General features: G+C 58.8%; 19 protein-coding genes. 10 read left to right on the forward strand and 9 right to left on the reverse strand.

Annotated elements, in window-relative coordinates:
• Positions 1-158 precede the first annotated feature (158 nt).
• The gene (locus AC1ROR_RS13640) at positions 159-1,703 is read left to right on the forward strand and encodes a sigma-54-dependent transcriptional regulator (RefSeq protein WP_035226753.1); all 1,545 of its coding nucleotides are present in this window, start codon (positions 159-161) and stop codon (positions 1,701-1,703) included.
• A gap of 176 nt (positions 1,704-1,879) precedes the next feature.
• Complete coding sequence (locus AC1ROR_RS13645) at positions 1,880-3,784, forward strand: peptidoglycan L,D-endopeptidase MepK (protein ID WP_498589722.1); 1,905 nt, start codon at positions 1,880-1,882, stop codon at positions 3,782-3,784.
• An 84-nt stretch (positions 3,785-3,868) separates the two neighbouring features.
• On the opposite strand, the gene pyk is transcribed toward AC1ROR_RS13645, so the two are convergent.
• Positions 3,869-5,308 (reverse strand): pyruvate kinase, encoded by a 1,440-nt coding sequence (pyk, locus tag AC1ROR_RS13650; protein WP_035222169.1) that lies wholly within the window; start codon positions 5,306-5,308, stop codon positions 3,869-3,871.
• On the reverse strand, positions 5,308-5,739 hold the full coding sequence (locus AC1ROR_RS13655) for a DUF1036 domain-containing protein (RefSeq protein ID WP_374701181.1): 432 nt from the start codon (positions 5,737-5,739) through the stop codon (positions 5,308-5,310). Before AC1ROR_RS13655 ends, pyk begins: the two co-directional genes overlap by 1 nt.
• A 246-nt stretch (positions 5,740-5,985) precedes the next feature.
• Between AC1ROR_RS13655 and AC1ROR_RS13660 the strand changes: the two genes are divergently transcribed.
• From AC1ROR_RS13660 to AC1ROR_RS13670, 3 genes are all read left to right on the forward strand, one after another.
• Complete coding sequence (locus AC1ROR_RS13660; RefSeq protein WP_498589723.1) at positions 5,986-6,774, forward strand: N-formylglutamate amidohydrolase; 789 nt, start codon at positions 5,986-5,988, stop codon at positions 6,772-6,774.
• 15 nt (positions 6,775-6,789) lie between these two features.
• Positions 6,790-7,095, forward strand: a complete 306-nt coding sequence (locus AC1ROR_RS13665) for a DUF1244 domain-containing protein (RefSeq protein WP_035222173.1) — start codon at positions 6,790-6,792, stop codon at positions 7,093-7,095.
• Positions 7,096-7,244: 149 nt separating this feature from the next.
• Positions 7,245-7,502 (forward strand): DUF2312 domain-containing protein, encoded by a 258-nt coding sequence (locus tag AC1ROR_RS13670; RefSeq protein ID WP_080723112.1) that lies wholly within the window; start codon positions 7,245-7,247, stop codon positions 7,500-7,502.
• Between the two features lie 48 nt (positions 7,503-7,550).
• Here AC1ROR_RS13670 and AC1ROR_RS13675 read toward each other — a convergent pair whose 3' ends face one another.
• The 6 genes from AC1ROR_RS13675 to AC1ROR_RS13700 all read right to left on the reverse strand — a co-directional run bounded on the left by AC1ROR_RS13675 (position 7,551) and on the right by AC1ROR_RS13700 (position 10,977).
• Positions 7,551-8,120, reverse strand: coding sequence for a hypothetical protein (locus AC1ROR_RS13675; RefSeq protein WP_498589724.1), 570 nt, complete (start codon positions 8,118-8,120; stop codon positions 7,551-7,553).
• Between the two features lie 28 nt (positions 8,121-8,148).
• Positions 8,149-8,769 (reverse strand): hypothetical protein, encoded by a 621-nt coding sequence (locus tag AC1ROR_RS13680; RefSeq protein ID WP_498589725.1) that lies wholly within the window; start codon positions 8,767-8,769, stop codon positions 8,149-8,151.
• A gap of 100 nt (positions 8,770-8,869) precedes the next feature.
• The gene (gene ykgO / locus AC1ROR_RS13685) at positions 8,870-8,995 is read right to left on the reverse strand and encodes a type B 50S ribosomal protein L36 (protein ID WP_003497670.1); all 126 of its coding nucleotides are present in this window, start codon (positions 8,993-8,995) and stop codon (positions 8,870-8,872) included.
• Positions 8,996-9,134: 139 nt separating this feature from the next.
• Positions 9,135-10,232, reverse strand: coding sequence for a 5-(carboxyamino)imidazole ribonucleotide synthase (locus AC1ROR_RS13690; RefSeq protein ID WP_498590037.1), 1,098 nt, complete (start codon positions 10,230-10,232; stop codon positions 9,135-9,137).
• Between the two features lie 26 nt (positions 10,233-10,258).
• A complete protein-coding gene (gene purE / locus AC1ROR_RS13695) occupies positions 10,259-10,726 on the reverse strand; it encodes a 5-(carboxyamino)imidazole ribonucleotide mutase (RefSeq protein ID WP_498590038.1) in 468 nt (155 codons plus the stop codon).
• A 47-nt stretch (positions 10,727-10,773) separates the two neighbouring features.
• On the reverse strand, positions 10,774-10,977 hold the full coding sequence (locus tag AC1ROR_RS13700) for a YdcH family protein (protein WP_003497661.1): 204 nt from the start codon (positions 10,975-10,977) through the stop codon (positions 10,774-10,776).
• A 236-nt stretch (positions 10,978-11,213) separates the two neighbouring features.
• On the opposite strand from AC1ROR_RS13700, the gene AC1ROR_RS13705 reads away from it, so the two are divergent.
• Entirely contained in the window at positions 11,214-11,390 is a 177-nt protein-coding gene (locus tag AC1ROR_RS13705) for a YdcH family protein (RefSeq protein WP_035222179.1), read from the forward strand.
• Between the two features lie 99 nt (positions 11,391-11,489).
• On the opposite strand, the gene AC1ROR_RS13710 is transcribed toward AC1ROR_RS13705, so the two are convergent.
• On the reverse strand, positions 11,490-12,254 hold the full coding sequence (locus tag AC1ROR_RS13710) for a sulfite exporter TauE/SafE family protein (protein WP_498589726.1): 765 nt from the start codon (positions 12,252-12,254) through the stop codon (positions 11,490-11,492).
• A gap of 104 nt (positions 12,255-12,358) precedes the next feature.
• On the opposite strand from AC1ROR_RS13710, the gene AC1ROR_RS13715 reads away from it, so the two are divergent.
• From AC1ROR_RS13715 to AC1ROR_RS13730, 4 genes are all read left to right on the forward strand, one after another.
• Complete coding sequence (locus tag AC1ROR_RS13715) at positions 12,359-13,012, forward strand: thiamine phosphate synthase (protein ID WP_035222740.1); 654 nt, start codon at positions 12,359-12,361, stop codon at positions 13,010-13,012.
• Positions 13,013-13,020: 8 nt separating this feature from the next.
• Complete coding sequence (locus tag AC1ROR_RS13720; RefSeq protein WP_035222181.1) at positions 13,021-14,121, forward strand: tetratricopeptide repeat protein; 1,101 nt, start codon at positions 13,021-13,023, stop codon at positions 14,119-14,121.
• Positions 14,122-14,285: 164 nt separating this feature from the next.
• On the forward strand, positions 14,286-15,086 hold the full coding sequence (locus AC1ROR_RS13725) for an inositol monophosphatase family protein (RefSeq protein ID WP_498589727.1): 801 nt from the start codon (positions 14,286-14,288) through the stop codon (positions 15,084-15,086).
• 201 nt (positions 15,087-15,287) lie between these two features.
• Positions 15,288-16,307 (forward strand): flagellar motor protein MotA, encoded by a 1,020-nt coding sequence (locus AC1ROR_RS13730; protein ID WP_498589728.1) that lies wholly within the window; start codon positions 15,288-15,290, stop codon positions 16,305-16,307.
• Positions 16,308-16,309 lie beyond the last annotated feature (2 nt).

The following is a 16,309-nucleotide window of genomic DNA, read 5'->3' on the forward strand; positions in this document are numbered from 1 at the left end:
TCTGGTTATGCTTTTGGAAGCATATGGGGCCTTTGTTTCCCGTAGCAATGGATAAAATGCAAGCAAATCTCAAAACTGGATGTTCAAGTCTCCTGTGCCAGAGTGCGGCATAAGGGACCGCATGACGCAGGTCCATAAACCGGAAACCGGAGCCAAAAATGACCGCGCATGTTCTCGTGATAGACGATGATCCTGTCCAGCGCCGCCTGCTCAAAAACGCGGTGGAACGTTATGGGCATCTCGCCTTGCTTGCCGAAAACGGCAAAGCGGGGCTGGAGCTGCTCAAGCAATATAGCGGCGAGATCAATGTTGTTGTCCTCGACCTTATGATGCCGGAAATGGACGGCCTGACCTTTTTGAAAGCCGTGGGTGAACTTGGCACCGATGTTCCCGTCATCGTCCAGACGGGGCAGGGCGGCATCGACACCGTCGTGCAGGCCATGCGCGCCGGCGCCTTCGATTTCGTCGTCAAGCCGGTCTCGCCGGAAAGGATCGGCGCCGCCATCTCCAATGCTCTCAAACTCGACAGGAGAGAGGCAAAGGCCCGCACGGGCAGGCGCGGACGGAGCAATGCAGTGAATTTTACCGATATCGTTTCCGCAAGCCCCGCAATGCTGAGGGTCATCGAGCTCGCACAACGCGCCGCCCAGTCCAGCATTCCCGTGGTGCTGGAAGGCGAATCCGGTGTTGGCAAGGAAATGGTCGCGCGCGCCATCCAGTCGGCCGGTGACAGGTCGAACAAGCCATTCATCACCGTCAATTGCGGCGCTATCCCGCATAATCTGGTCGAAAGCATTCTCTTCGGCCACGAGAAGGGCGCTTTCACGGGTGCCACGGAAAAACATGTCGGCAAATTCATGGAGGCCGATGGCGGAACGCTGTTCCTTGATGAAATCGGCGATCTGCCGCTGGACGTTCAGGTCAAGCTGCTGCGAGCGGTTCAACAGGGCGAAATCGAAACCGTCGGCTCCGCGCGGGTCCAGAAGGTCAACGTCCGGCTGATTTCCGCCACCAACAAGAACCTTATCGAAGAGGTGAAGGAAGGCCGTTTCCGCGAGGATCTCTATTATCGCCTCAACGTTTTTCCGATCACCATTCCGGCGCTGCGCCGCCGCAAGGAGGATATTCCCCATCTGGCGCGGGTTTTCGCCGAGCGTTTTTCGGCGGAGCAAAAATTGCCCAATCCGGTTGGCCTTGACGCCAGCGCCTTGGCGCTGCTGACGGCTTATGATTGGCCGGGCAATATCCGCCAGCTTGAAAACGCCGTTTTCCGCGCTGTCGTGCTGTCGCAGGGCGAGGAACTGGCGGATTCTGATTTTCCGCAGATCGCGCTGCAACTGCCGGAATTTGCAACGGGGGATGATGCGGGAGATTCCATCCGGTCGCCGTCTGGATCGTCGCTGAAACTCGCGGCCTATTCACCGCCGCCGCCATTGGCCGAAACTAACGCCGTTCTTGAAGATACGGCGGATATTTCGACGACCATCTACCGCGGAGGCAACCTGATCTCCAGCATGGACGATTCGGGCAATATCCGAAAACTGGCTGAGATCGAGGAAGAGCTTATCCGTTTCGCCCTTCGTTTCTATCGCGGGCAGATGAGCCAGGTCGCACGGAAACTCGGCATAGGGCGCTCGACGCTTTATCGAAAACTGAAGGATTATGGCATCGATCCCGATGATCCGCTTCGAGATGCCGCCTGATGCCGCAAATGGCATATTCCCCGGCAGATCGTGAGATTCGTTAACTTCTGAGCAAGGATATCCGCTTACCGTCTATAAACCTCTTGTTAGTGGCTGATTCACTATGTAGAGGAAGGTTGCATGTGTGTGGCAATTTTGCCATCGTGTCACCGTATTTGACGTTCATTTGAGGCAATGTGACAGAAATTGTCTTCCAGGCGGGGATCGAATTGCCATATCTGCATCGGAATAACGCGCTGTCGACCAAGATCGCGCGCGGCTTGATCAAGGATATATGCACGAAGCTGTCGGCACGCGCTGTCACCTTTGCCTGCCTGATGCTCGCCGCCATGCCTTTCGTAGGTGCCTCGGCGACGGAAGCCCTCGCCGAGACTCGCAGCCTTAAACTGTATTATATCCATACACGCGAGAAGGCGGTCATCACCTTCAAGCGCAATGGCAAATACGACCAGAAGGGTCTGCAGGAGCTGAACCGGTTCCTGCGTGACTGGCGCCGCAACCAGCCGACACGGATGGACCCGCGCCTGTTCGATCTCGTCTGGGAAGTTTATCGCCGCAGCGGCGCGACCGATTACATCAACGTCGTTTCGGCCTTTCGCTCGCCGGAGACCAATGGTCTCCTGCGCACCCGCACCAAGGGTGTCGCGGAAAAAAGCCAGCATATGCTCGGCAAGGCCATGGATTTTTACATACCCGGCGTGAAGCTGGCGCGTCTGCGCGAAATCGGCATGCAGATGCAGATCGGCGGCGTTGGTTTCTATCCGAGTTCCGGTTCCCCCTTCGTGCACATGGATGTCGGCGGCGTTCGCGCCTGGCCGCGCATGAGCCGCCAGGAACTCGTCCGCATCTTCCCGAACGGCAATACGCTGCATCTTCCCTCCGACGGCAAGCCGCTTCCCGGTTACGAACAGGCTCTGGCGGATTACAAGAAGCGCGTCAGCTCGTCCTCTATCCAGGTTGCTTCCAGCGCCGGTTCTGGTCCTGCTTCTTCTGGCGGCGGCAAGCGCAAGACGCTGTTGCAGGCACTCTTTGGCGGTGGAGGCGATGAGGACGAAGATCCGGATAGCATCGCAGCGCCGGAGCCCGCAGAACGCCCGGCTGTCGCACGGCCGGCTGCTCCGCAGCCCGCAGCGCCCGAGCCGGAACAGGCCATTGCCGTTGCTTCCGCACAATCTCTTCCTGGCGTGAACGATGCGCCGCTGCCAACGGCTCGTCCCGCCTTCGGCAATCAGCCGGCCAATACTGGCCTTGCGACTGCACTTTATTCTCCTGCCCGCAATGCTGCGCAGGATGCACTGCAGGCCGCGACAACGCCGACACCGGCGTCCGCTCCGGCTGAGCGTCAGCAATTTGCCGATCTGGCTGAGGTATCCGTACCCGTGCCGACACTTCTCGGGCCGCGTGGCATGAGAGGCGATGCCGAGGGATCGATCCTGACGGCTTCGGCAGATGGTGCAACCCCGGCTGCGACCGGCGAACTTGCCTCCGTTCCGGTTCCCGCCAATCGCCCGGCAGTCGCAGAAGCTCTGCTGGCAGCGGCCAATGCTGACCCCGAAGGCGAAGACGATCTCGCCGACGCACAGCAGGATACGCTTTCGCCGACAGTGGTGGCGGCTCTTGAACAGAGCGGTCAGGCTGCGCGTTCGCAGGTTCAATCGGCTTCCATTCCGACAGCTGCTGCGTTCCCGGCCGCTGTCAACCACAAGGTTACGGTAGCGCCGGCCGAAACGGCCAAGGCAGAACCGAAGCAGGGCTTCGGCGATGCCTTCGACCTCAAGCCCGCCATCAATGGTGGCCTCACTGCCGGCTTGCCGACCAAGGGTTCGCGCCCGAGCAAGCAGGATGCGGCTGTTTCCCATCAGGCGATGGTTGGTGGTGGCCGCCTGACGCAGGATCTGATCTCTGATTGGGCGCTCAACCAGAACAAGGGTACGACCGGGCGTTCGGTGAAGGCGCCGCGCGTTATCGCCAACCGCATGCTCAGCCACGACATGTCGGCCTCTGCCACTTCGGCAAGCTTCAGGCCGGGAGCTGCGGCAATCGAGTCCAGCCGCTTCAGCACGCCGGTGAAAATGCACTGAGCCCAGGCTGTTGTAATGCGGCCGAAAGGCCAACAAAAAACCCGCCGGTGACGGCGGGTTTTTTTATGACGGTTTGTTCTGACTTCAGACGCCGCTCTGGCCGTCCGAACCGATATAGGCGATGCGCACCATATTGGTTGCGCCGGGGGTTCCGAGTGGTACGCCGGCGGAGATGATGATGCGCTCGCCCGGCTTGCCGAAACCTTCGGAAACGACGATGCGACAAGCGCGGTTCACCATGTCGTCCAGATCGCTGGCATCGCCGGTAACGACGCAGTGCAGGCCCCATACCACCGACAGGCGGCGTGCGGTCTGGATGATCGGCGAAAGCGCAATGATCGGAACCTGCGGCCGTTCACGCGCGGCGCGCAGGCCCGTCGTGCCGGAGGAGGTGTAGGTGACGATCGCCGCAAGCTTTAGCGTTTCGGCAATCTGGCGGGCGGCAAGCGAAATCGCATCGGCGCCGGTTGCTTCCGGCTGCGGGCGCTGCGCGTAGATGATGTTGGAATAATAGGGGTCCTGCTCCACCGTGCTGGCGATTGACGCCATGGTCGACACGGCTTCGACCGGATAATCACCGGAAGCCGATTCAGCCGAAAGCATGATGGCATCGGCGCCTTCGAACACGGCAGTCGCGACGTCCGACACCTCGGCGCGGGTCGGAACCGGTGCGGTAATCATGGATTCCAGCATCTGGGTGGCGACAACGACGGGCTTGCCGGCCCGACGGCAGGCGCGCGTCAGCTGCTTCTGGATGCCCGGAACTGCTTCCAGCGGCATTTCGACACCGAGATCGCCGCGTGCGACCATCAATGCGTCGGAAAGTTCGATGATTTCCTCGATCCGCTCGATCGCCTGCGGCTTCTCGATCTTGGACATCAGGCCAACGCGGCCGCGGGAAATCTTGCGGACTTCGGCCAGGTCTTCCGGACGCTGGACGAAAGAAAGTGCAACCCAGTCCACTTCATTGGTCGCCAGAACGGCATCGAGATCGACGCGGTCCTTATCGGTCAGCACGCCGACGCCAAGCAGGGTATCGGGCAGGCTGATGCCCTTGCGGTCGGAAATCCGGGTGCCGGAAACGACCGTGGTGACGATGCTCTTGCCGTCGCATTTTTCAGCGCGCAGATGCAGCTTGCCGTCGTCGATCAGCAGGCGATGGCCAGGCTTGACCGCTTCGAGAATTTCAGGGTGCGGCAGGAAAACGCGGCTGTTGTCGCCGGGGGCGTCATTATTGTCCAGCGTGAAGGTCTGGCCAGGAACGAGATCGACCTTGGTTTCGGCAAATTTTCCGACGCGCAGCTTGGGACCCTGCAGGTCGGCCAGAATGCCGATGGGACGGCCGTTGCGGCTCTCGACCGAACGGATACGCTGAATGAGCGTCCGCATCACGTCGTGGCTCGCATGGCTCATGTTGATGCGGAAGAGATCGGCGCCGGCCAGATGCAGCTTCTCGATCATCGCCTCTTCGGAAGAGGCGGGGCCGAGAGTTGCAAGAATTTTGACTTTGCGGTTACGCTTCATCAGTTTTGATTTCCCTGTGTGCCTGGCGTATCGGAAAGCTGGACCATCCAGCTGCCCTGTCTGCCCGTGTCATATTCCTTGAAACCCATTCTCTGGAAGCTTCGGGCATAACAATCGTCTACGCCGTCGATCTTGAACTCGTTTTCCGCCACGCACATGTTGACGTCACCGGTCCAGCGGCCGCCATGGGCGGCATCCTCGGCATAAAGATAATAATAACGCGACTGCAGCTCACCCTCTATCAGCGTTGCGCAGGTAGAGGAGGGAACCTGCCACCAGCCTTCACTGACCCAGCCGTTTTGTGCCCGGTAGCCGATTGCGACCCCCACGAGGTTTTGCGTGCTGTTGCAGACGCGGAAATCCGCATGGGCGGTCTCCACGAACACAAACGGGGTCAGAAACAATGCCGCTGCGGAAAAAAGACGGGTGATATGCCGAAAAAGGCGAGGAAGAGCGAGAGATGACTGAGTCACGGCTTCCATCCGGATTCCATGGTTATAATGAACACACTTCTTGGCGTGGCCGCCAGAGAAAGTCAACGCGAGTTTAATCGATTATATTGTTCGTGGGATCATGAGTGCGATAAGGTAGATGGCTGTTCTTTCGCCGAAACTTGCGCCCGGCCTCAAGCCATGCCATCAAGCTTTTCTCCTCAATCCTGCCCCAGAAAATCATCGATGAACGACTTCATACCCTATGAAATCATAGAAGGCGATTATGACAAAGGCATGGTTCTTCTGGCGGACCATGCCATGAACCTCCTGCCGGCACACTACGGCAAACTTGGCCTTCCGCAAACCGCTTTTCATCGCCATATCGCATTTGATATCGGCATAGAAGGGTTGACACGGTCGCTCGCCGCCCGCCTTGGGGTGCCGGCGGTCCTCGGGCGCTTTTCGCGGCTGCTGATCGATCCGAATCGCGGTGAGGACGATCCCACTCTCATCATGAAGATTTCGGACGGCGCTATCATCCCCGGCAATCACCCGATTTCGGATGAGGAATGGCAGAAGCGCATCGAGATTTTTCACCGGCCTTATCACGATGCCGTTGATCGAGTGCTCAACGGTGTTGCGCAGTCGTCCGGGGAGGCGCCTCTCGTTCTGTCGCTGCATTCCTACACGCCGTTCTGGAAGGAAACGCCGCGGCCCTGGCATGCGGCTGTTCTCTGGGACACGGATAATCGTGTGGTCGATCCGCTTCTGGCGCATCTGCGCGCGACCGGCGACATTCTCGTCGGCGACAACGAACCCTATGACGGAGCGCTGAAGGGTGACACCATGTACCGCCATTGCATGATGAAGGGCATACCGCATGCGCTTCTTGAGGTTCGGCAGGATCTGATCGCGGATGAGGAGGGGATTGCCGACTGGTCAGACCGGCTCGCTCCCATTTTTGCCGCAATGAACGACGATCCCGTCCTGCATGAGTACCAGCTGTTCGCCTCTCGCACCGGCCCCTGTTGAGCCTGGAGTTGCCCCATGACGACACAGAACGACAAACAGCAGATCGAGTTCGAGGCCGCCGCCTTCCGCCGTCTGGTGCAGCATCTTCGCGAGCGCCATGATGTGCAGAACATCGACATGATGAATCTCGCCGGTTTTTGCCGCAATTGTCTTTCCAACTGGTATCGGGAGGCGGCTGAAGAGGCGGGTGTTCCGCTCAGCAAGGATCAATCCCGGGAAATCGTCTATGGGATGCCCTATGAAGACTGGAAGGCAAAATATCAGGCGGAAGCGAGCGACGCCCAGAAAGCTGCCTTTGAGCAGAGCCGACCCAAGGAATAACCCCTGATCGACGGAAACGACTTGACGTGAGGCCCGGCAATGGGCAGTTCACAGGCCTGAATTTGTGCCGCCCGGGTGGCGGCGACCGGCAGGAGCTTCCAGCCGGATCGAATGAACAAGGCTCAGACGAGCCGCCAATGAAGGATGATATGATGGACGAAACCAGCACCACCGAAACCGTCGCCGCCGCCGAACTGCGTCAGATTATTGAACGCATTGAACGGCTGGAAGAAGAAAAGGCCGCCATTCAGGGTGACATCAAGGATGTGATTGGCGAAGCCAAAGGGCGTGGTTACGATACCAAGGCGATCCGCACCATCATCCGCCTGCGCAAGAAGGACGCCAACGAGCGTATTGAGGAAGAAACCATCCTGCAGACCTATATGGCCGCGCTTGGCATGGAATAACCAGCGCCATTAATTTGCTGTAGGGCGATAGACGAATGCGCCCTGCAGCTAAATTTTATCGCCCAGAAAATCTTTATTGGCGATAAGGAGCTCGAGTATTTTTTCGCTCACGAAGTTACGCTCCTTCGACAGTTCGGCTTGTCGCTCTTCCGCTGATCGTGAAATCTCTGCGAACATAACGACTGTAAACAGAAATTCTTCGAAACCGCCGGGACGTGTTACTTCGGATATTGGGCGCTCGGTCGTGAGAGTACGAAACAAATTACGCTTTTCTTCATCCGACACATGAAATACCAGCTTGTGCGCAAACCTGTTCCGCAAGTTATTTACGGCTTTTAGAACGTTGCCGAATTCATCGCGAAAATAACCCATCGCCTGACATAGGCTAAGTTTCTCAGCGAACGATCTGTAGCCGTTGAAATACGCGGCAGGATGATTGAGATGAGTGTTCAAAACTTCAGTGACGATGTGATCCAGATAGATATGGGCGACTATGAGTTTCCCCCAATCCTCAGTCACGGAAAGTCGATCTATGAACTCGCCGATATCGAAACTTGGATTATCTCCAACGGACTTTAAAAGACTTTCGGCTGCCTTAAACTCATTCTGCTCTGCCAAAATACAGCCCTGCTCAATACAGTAAATATTAGCCGCGTGTGCCGGCCAGCTTTTCGGAAAGATCGATGGCCTGTTTGCGGGCGTCCCTGTCGGCCGGATAAAGCGCCAGATAACGCTCCCAGGCCTTCAGCGCCAGCTCCTCGCGGCCGGAGGCTTCGAGGATATTGGCAAGGCTTGCCAGCGCCGGAAAATAGCGCGGTTCTTTCTCCAGCGTCAGGTTGATATCCGCCATGGCCTTGCGGGTGTCGCCATCGGCGAAATGCACCATGGCGCGGCGATAGGGTGCCTGCACATAGTCGGGATCGAGCAGGATAATCTGGTCGAGAAAATCGTAAGCGGCGGCATTGCGCTTCTCGTCTGAAGCTTCGCCCGCCCATTGCATCAGAAGATTGATCGTCGCGCTGCCGGAATCATTCCATTCGGAAGCAATCTGGTTGGCGATGCTGCGCGCCTTGACGGCGTTTCGCTCTTTCTTCAGGGATGCAAAAAGAGTGTCGACGGTTTTGGAAGGTGAAAGCGCAGGTTCCGCCGCTACGGGAGCCGTCGCATCCGCCGCATGGCCAATGGCAGCCACTCCCGGAAACGGAAGGGCCGAAAACAGGAAACCCTGTATGACGATGATAGCCATGCAAAAACGATTTGGGCGCATGGGTCAAAGCTTAACCCGACTGCGCCCAATATCAAATGCAAAGTTCTACTCTGTCAACAAAGTGATCCGCGATCTGATCGCGAACCGCAGTCGCAGTCAATCAGCCCTGACGAGCCTTGAAGCGCGGGTTCTGCTTGTTGATGATGTAGACGCGGCCCTTGCGGCGAACCAGGCGGTTATCGCGATGACGGGCCTTAAGCGCTTTAAGCGAATTCTTGATTTTCATTTTACTGGTCCGCAGTTTTGCACGGCTTTTACCGTGCTTATTCAAACAATCAAAAGCGCGCAACGGGGCGCGCTCTTTTCGGTTGGCAGGCAAATACCCGTTTGACCCCTGCCTGTCAACACTTGCCGGTGTCTTTGCCTTAAAAGACTGAGGCTTTTCCTGTGTGCAAAAGCTCGGTCACATGGCCCATCTTGCGGCCGGGGCGCGCTTCGGTCTTGCCATAGAGATGCACGAGGCAGTCTTTTTTCGACAGCCATGCCGGAACATCGTTGATGTCATCGCCGATGAGGTTGGTCATGACGCAATCCGAATGGCGGGCCGTGCTGCCGGGAACAAGACCCGAGACCGCACGCATATGCTGCTCGAATTGCGAGATCACGCAGGCGGCTTCCGTCCAGTGCCCGGTATTGTGAACACGCGGCGCCATTTCATTGGCGACCAGCGAACCATCGGGCAGGACGAAGAACTCGATGCCGATCACGCCAACATAATCGAGCGCCGCCAGAAGCTTTTCCGCCGACTGTACGGCCACATCCTTCGCCCCGTCGGAAAGCGCTGCCGGCACGGTCGAAGTATGCAGAATGCCGTTCAGGTGAACGTTCTCGGCGGGATCGTAGCAGGTGACCGTGCCGTCCCTGAACCGGGCGGCGATGATCGAGATCTCCCGCTCGAAGGCAACGAAGCTTTCGAGGATAAGCGGCACGCCGCCAAGCGCCTCGAAAGCGCCCGTGCTGTCCTCGCCACCCCGGAACAGGCGCTGGCCCTTACCGTCATAGCCCATGCGGCGGGTTTTCAACACGCCCTTGCCGCCGAAAGCGGCTAATGCTGCGTCCAGATCTTCCTGGCTGTCCACGGCGCGAAAATCGGCGGTCGGAATGCCGCAACCATTGAGGAAGCGTTTCTCCGTCAGCCGGTCCTGCGAGGCGCTGAGCGCCTGCGGCGGCGGATACACGGGAACGGAGGCGGCGAGCGTTTCGGCTGCCGCCACGGGCACGTTCTCGAATTCGTAAGTCACGACATCGCAAAGGCCGGCGAGTTCGGCAAGCGCGGTTTCATCGTCATAATCCGCGACGATCTGGCTGTTGCAGACCTGTGCGGCCGGACAATCGGCCTGGGGTTCCAGAACGATGGTGCGGTGGTTGAGGCGGGCTGCGGCCATTGCCAGCATGCGGCCGAGCTGTCCGCCGCCGATAATGCCGATGGTGAGGTTGCCCTTGGTCAGATTATTGGTGCCCATCGTCGCGTCAGCTGTCCCGGATGCCGTCACTGGGCGTTGTCCATGGGATATTCGGCCACGGCCGCCGACTGGCGCGCGCGCCATGCAGCAAGCCTGTCAGCAAGATCCTCGTCGCTGAGCGCCAGAACCGCTGCCGCAAGAAGGGCGGCGTTGATCGCGCCGGCCTTGCCGATGGCGAGCGTGCCGACGGGGATGCCGGCGGGCATCTGGACGATGGAATAGAGGCTGTCCTGTCCGGACATCGTCTTGGACTGCACCGGAACGCCGAAGACCGGGAGAGGGGTCATGGCGGCCGTCATGCCTGGCAGATGGGCAGCGCCGCCGGCACCGGCGATGATGACCTTGAAGCCCTCATCCTTTGCGCCATTGGCGAAATCATAAAGTCGATCCGGCGTGCGGTGGGCGGAAATGATGCGGGCTTCATATTCCACATCCAGCGCATCCAGCGTATCGGCGGCGTTCTTCATGGTCTCCCAGTCGGACTGGCTGCCCATGATGATGGCGACGGGGGGTGTTTCTGCTGTCACGTAATTTCTCCGGCTCAGGCGATGATATCGGGAATGACCTGGTCTTCGAGCTGGGTCATCTTGTCCTTGACGGCCAGCTTCTTCTTCTTCATGCGCTGTATCCTCAGCGCATCGCAGCTGGTCTGGATCATCGCATTGATCGCAGCGTCGTAATCCTCATGCTCCTGGCGCAGCCGCGCCAGCGTGAGCCTGATGTCCGCCTGGTCCTGATCGGGCATCTTGTCATCCCCATTTTATGCCAGCCGGATAGCCTCCGGCACCTATGTCGTCTGTTCTCGAGCCTCTATCATCAAATCGCGGTAACGGGAAGTTATCCGTTGCGACCAAATTGCCCACTAATTGCCTTCATTTCGCCTTCGACAATACCATTAATCCATGTCACATTGTCGTCGCAAACCTGAAACTCCAGCGATGGAGAGCTGGAGGTAGGCTTAAAAATGGAAGGACGTGCCGCATGACCATTCAGGCTCATATTGCATCGCTCGAAAAGAAACACGGTGCTCTGGAGGAAGAGCTCGAAAGTATTCTTGCTTCCCCGTCTTCGGACGACACAGAGATCGCTGACCTCAAACGTCGAAAACTGCGCCTGAAGGATGAACTGCAGAGGCTTAAAGCCTCCACAAGGCATTAAATGATGCCATGCCGCAGCCTTCAATGAAGGACTGACGGTTCCTTTTCGGCCCTGACGACACCTGCGGTGTTGCCAGGGCTTTTTAGTGGCCGCCAAAACCTAAAAGGGCAGTCCGTCCCACAGCAGTTTCAGGGCCGCGATCAGCGCCATGGTATACATCAGCGGGTAAAACACGGATGGTTTCAGGTATTTCACCACCCTCGCACCGGCGAGCGTCGCCAGCATCGCGACTGGCAAAAGGCTGGCCGAGGTCTTGAGGTTGGTGGCGTCCAGCGCGCCCAGCGCAAAATAGGGGATGAGCTTGATCGCATTCATGATGGCGAAGAAACGCACGCTCATGCCGGTATAGGTCTTGGGATCGAGCTTCAGCGGCAGGACATAGATCTGGAAGGGCGGGCCGCCCGCATGGGCGACAAAACTCGCATAACCCGAAAGGCTGGACCAGAGCGTTGCGGCGGCCGGTCGTTGCGGTCTGGCCGGGATTTGCTGCCCGTTGCGGCTTTTGAAGCTCTCGTGGAAATAGCGCAGCACGAAGAGGATTGTCACCGAGGCGACGACAAGCCGCATCGCATCTGCGGATATGAGGCTTGAGGTGGCCCAGCCGAGTGCGATGCCGGCGATTGCGCCGGGCAGCATGATGAGGAGCGTCTGCCGGTGATTGTGGTGTCGCCACGCCCAGAGCGCCACGAGATCCATCACGATCAGGATCGGCAGGAAGATCGCCGCCGCCTGTACCGGCGGGATTGCAAGTGCCATCAGCGGCACGCCCATCAGCGCCAGCGCGCCGCCCAAACCACCCTTGGAAAGGCCGACAAGCACGACTGCGGGGATGGCGACGAGGAAAAAATGAAAATCGGTCAGCATGGATGGATGGTTGATCCTTTCGCCGGTCCGGTTTATCGGATTTATCATATCAAAACGAGTGCAGATCGCGCCGGAAGTGTCTTCTGCCTGAAATGGACGAACCAATGACCATAGTTGAAGACCGTTGCCGCCTTGTTCTGATCGTCCCGCAATCGGACGATGCGCAAAAGCAGGCGACAGATGTGGAAGAAGCACTGCGGGGCGGCGATGTGGCCTCGGTCATCATTCCGCAATACGGTCTGGATGACGCCTCTTTCCAGAAGCGTGCCGAACTGATCGTGCCTCTCGTCCAGAAGGCGGGTGCGGCTGCGCTCATCGCTGGCGACAGCCGGGTCGCGGGCCGGGTGAAGGCGGATGGCTTGCATGTGGCGGGCAATGCCGAGGCGCTTGCCGAAGCCGTTGAAAATTTCACGCCGAAGATGATCGTCGGCGGCGGCAATGCGGATGACCGTCACAAGGCTCTGGAACAGGGTGAGTCCAATCCGGACTACGTCTTTTTCGGCAAGCTCGAAGGCGACATCAAGCCGGAAGCGCACCCCAAAAATCTGGCGCTTGGCGAGTGGTGGGCTTCGATGATCGAAATCCCGGCCATCGTCATGGGCGGCACGGATCCGTCGTCGGTGGTTGCCGTCGCTGAAACCGGCGTGGAATTTGTGGCGATGCGCAGCGGCGTTTTCGACAATGCTGCCGGCGCCGCCCAGGCCGTTTCTGAAATCAACGCGTTGCTTGACGAAAAAGCGCCACGGTTTGGCGGTTGATACAGGCGATGTTCATGCGCTCGGTTCTCTTCTGCCTTTCCGTTTCGCTGATGACGCTGATTTTTGGCGCGTCGGCGGGCGTTGCTTTTGCCCAGTCCGGACCGCAGAGCGAAAGCAACGCGCTTTCCCGGCAGATGGAGGATGAGGCGCAGCCTTCCCGTCAGGGCAGGGTGCAATCGGAAGAGCAGAAGGATTTGCAACCATCGCAGGGCGTCAACGTCTATCAGCGCATGGGTGCCGAACTGCCGGCCCTGCCGCCTGAAAAGGAGTTCAAGGGCAGGGTGGACGAGGCCTACGGTCATTTCCAGCGCGGTGAATATGTGCAGGCGCTCGACAAGGCGTTGAACCGTGCGCAGAACGGCGATGCGGCCGCCCAGACATTGGTGGCGGAAATGATGTCGCGCGGGCTCGGCATTGCCCGTGACGAGAAGACCGCGGCTTTCTGGTACCAGCAGGCGGCGCAGGGTGGCGATGCGGTCGCCATGTTTAAATTCGCCCTGATCCTGATGGAAGGTAAATTCGTCACCCGCGACAAGGTGAAGGCCGACGATTACATGCGCCGGGCCGCGGAAGCCGGCAATGCTTCGGCCCAGTTCAACTGGGGGCAGATTCTGGTTTCGGAAAATCCCGGTGCCAAGGGATTGCTGATGGCCATGCCGTTTTATGAAAAATCCGCCGAACAGGGCATTGCCGACGCGCAATATGCGGTGTCGCAGATTTACTGGTCGCTCAAGGATGTGCCTGCCGAAAAGAAGGCCAAGGCAAGGGATTGGCTGATGCGGGCCGCGAAGGCGGGCTACGATACCGCGCAGGTCGATCTCGGCATCTGGCTGGTCAATGGTTTTGGCGGCGAGCGAAATCTGGATGAGGGCTTCCGCTGGCTTTATGGCGCTGCACAGCGCGGCAATGTCGTGGCCCAGAACAAGGTGGCGCACCTCTATATTCAGGCACTGGGCACCCGACCCGACCCGGTGGAAGCGGCGAAATGGTATGTGCTTTCCCGGCGCGCAGGGCTCAAGGATCCGGCTCTTGAGGATTTTTATCTCGGCATCACCGACGAGCAGCAGAAAAAGGCGATCGAGGCGGCAAATCGGTTCCGCCCGGTGTGATGCAGGGCGGCTCAACCGCTGCCGGCATTCGCCCGCGGGCTTTTTGCCTTGAATTTCCGCGCGTTTTGTGGTCTTGAACCGCAAACTTTCAATTCAAGAAAATAATGACGTGCCTGCCCGGCAAGCTTTCGGGCGGTTCGCAAGCTTTCCAGGAAACAAACTCGATGGCCCGTTCAGCCCTTCTCAATGTCATGGTTCAGGCCGCCATCAAGGCGGGTAAGTCTTTGTCGCGTGACTTCGGTGAAGTGCAGAACCTTCAGGTTTCGGTCAAGGGACCGGGCGATTTCGTATCGCAGGCGGACCTCAAGGCCGAGAAGATCGTGCGCGATGAACTGATGAAGGCCCGCCCCACCTACGACTTTCTGGGTGAGGAAGGCGGCGAGGAAAAAGGCAGTGATGGTGCACATCGCTGGATCGTCGATCCGCTTGATGGCACGACCAATTTCCTGCACGGCATTCCGCATTTCGCCGTTTCCATCGCGCTGGAGCGCAACGGTGAGGTCGTCGCCGGCGTGATTTTCAACCCGGCGACCGATGAACTCTATACCGCCGAGCGTGGCGGCGGTGCCTTCCTCAACGATCGCCGTATTCGTGTTGCAGCGCGTAAGGCGCTGACCGATTGCGTCATCGGCTGCGGCGTGCCGCATCTCGGCCGTGGCAATCACGGTAAGTTCCTCGTCGAGCTTCGTCACGTCATGGGTGAGACGGCCGGCATTCGCCGCATGGGCGCGGCAGCGCTCGACCTTGCCTATGTTGCAGCAGGCCGCCTCGACGGTTTCTGGGAGGCGGATCTTTCGCCCTGGGACATGGCGGCCGGTCTGGTGCTGATTCGCGAGGCTGGTGGCTTTGCCTCTGATATCAAGGGCGGCACGGACATCTTCGGCAGCGGTACTGTTGCGGCTGGAAATGAATATATCCACAAGTCGCTTGTGGAAGTCGCCAACCGCCCGATACCGGGCCGCTGATCGATTTCGGCAGAAAACCTGCCGTTTAACGCAAGTTTTTAAGCGCCCGGCGAACCCTTGCCGGGCGTTTTTGTTTTTCTGAGCGCCGGTCCCACACGTCTTTGCAAAATGCGTATGACGAAAGACCGGCTTTTCGCTTCAAATCGTCGCAATTTTCAAATAGCTTCCGCTGGATACCTGACCGAAGGGAATGCGAACGTTATGGCGGATTCGGAGTTACTTGATCTCGGCGTCGAGAAGCCGGTGACCACGCGGCAATACAGCCACAAGCTGTCCAGCCCGACACCGTTTCTCTGGACGATGGTTCTGTTTCTGATCCTCGTCGGTTTCCTGGCGGCCATTCTTTACCGGCAGGCGCACACCGCCTTCATGACGAATCCGGGTCTCAACGGTTTCATTCTCGGCGTTCTTGCCATCGGCATCATTCTGGTGTTCACGCAGACAATGAGCCTGCGTTCGGAAGTGCGCTGGTTCAACGCGTTCCGCGCCGCTGGCAGCGTTGAGAAGGTTGGCCGTGCGCCAAAGTTGCTTGCCCCCATGAGCACGCTGATCGGCAAGCGCGGTGAGGTCCGGCTTTCCGCCGTTACGCAGCGCACGATCCTCGATTCCATCGCGACTCGCCTTGATGAGACGCGTGATACCTCGCGTTATCTCGTTGGCCTTCTGGTGTTCCTTGGCCTGCTCGGCACCTTTTGGGGTCTGATCGGCACCATTGGCGCCATCAGCAACGTCATCCAGTCGCTTGATCCAAGCGCCGGCGACAGCAACGATATCCTAAGCTCGCTTAAAGCTGGTCTCACCGCGCCGCTTGCCGGCATGGGAACGGCGTTTTCCTCATCGCTTCTCGGTCTTTCGGGCTCGCTGATCCTCGGATTTCTCGATCTTCAGGCTGGTCGCGCCCAGAACCGTTTTTACACCCAGCTCGAGAACTGGCTGTCTTCCGTGACGGATACCTCGGCAGAAATGCCGAGGGAGTTCAAGGCTGAATCCGGCGCGGTTGTCAGCACCGAGCGTTCGCTTGCGGCCATGACCAGCCTTGCCGAGGGCATTCAGGGCCTGGTGAAGAATATGCGCAGCGAACAGCAGATGCTGCGCGACTGGATCGAGGCGCAGCAGGAGGAATCGAGATCGCTCCGCCGCACGCTTGATCGGCTGTCGACACGCATCGACGGGGAGACAAAATCCTCCGGACGCACCCGGCACGATAACGGGAGCGAGTAGCC

Source organism: Agrobacterium sp. GW821-FHT14E08 (assembly GCF_058803865.1).

Coding starts and splice junctions, on each gene's coding strand:
- AC1ROR_RS13700 (WP_003497661.1), bottom strand. CDS start 10,977: ATGCCCGATCAGGACCAGGCGGACATCAGGCTCACGCTGGCGCGGCTG.
- ykgO (WP_003497670.1), bottom strand. CDS start 8,995: ATGAAAATCAAGAATTCGCTTAAAGCGCTTAAGGCCCGTCATCGCGAT.
- AC1ROR_RS13725 (WP_498589727.1), top strand. CDS start 14,286: ATGGCCCGTTCAGCCCTTCTCAATGTCATGGTTCAGGCCGCCATCAAG.
- AC1ROR_RS13665 (WP_035222173.1), top strand. CDS start 6,790: ATGACGACACAGAACGACAAACAGCAGATCGAGTTCGAGGCCGCCGCC.
- AC1ROR_RS13730 (WP_498589728.1), top strand. CDS start 15,288: ATGGCGGATTCGGAGTTACTTGATCTCGGCGTCGAGAAGCCGGTGACC.
- AC1ROR_RS13720 (WP_035222181.1), top strand. CDS start 13,021: ATGTTCATGCGCTCGGTTCTCTTCTGCCTTTCCGTTTCGCTGATGACG.
- AC1ROR_RS13705 (WP_035222179.1), top strand. CDS start 11,214: ATGACCATTCAGGCTCATATTGCATCGCTCGAAAAGAAACACGGTGCT.
- AC1ROR_RS13690 (WP_498590037.1), bottom strand. CDS start 10,232: ATGGGCACCAATAATCTGACCAAGGGCAACCTCACCATCGGCATTATC.
- purE (WP_498590038.1), bottom strand. CDS start 10,726: ATGGGCAGCCAGTCCGACTGGGAGACCATGAAGAACGCCGCCGATACG.
- pyk (WP_035222169.1), bottom strand. CDS start 5,308: ATGAAGCGTAACCGCAAAGTCAAAATTCTTGCAACTCTCGGCCCCGCC.
- AC1ROR_RS13660 (WP_498589723.1), top strand. CDS start 5,986: ATGAACGACTTCATACCCTATGAAATCATAGAAGGCGATTATGACAAA.
- AC1ROR_RS13715 (WP_035222740.1), top strand. CDS start 12,359: ATGACCATAGTTGAAGACCGTTGCCGCCTTGTTCTGATCGTCCCGCAA.
- AC1ROR_RS13640 (WP_035226753.1), top strand. CDS start 159: ATGACCGCGCATGTTCTCGTGATAGACGATGATCCTGTCCAGCGCCGC.
- AC1ROR_RS13680 (WP_498589725.1), bottom strand. CDS start 8,769: ATGCGCCCAAATCGTTTTTGCATGGCTATCATCGTCATACAGGGTTTC.
- AC1ROR_RS13670 (WP_080723112.1), top strand. CDS start 7,245: ATGATGGACGAAACCAGCACCACCGAAACCGTCGCCGCCGCCGAACTG.
- AC1ROR_RS13710 (WP_498589726.1), bottom strand. CDS start 12,254: ATGCTGACCGATTTTCATTTTTTCCTCGTCGCCATCCCCGCAGTCGTG.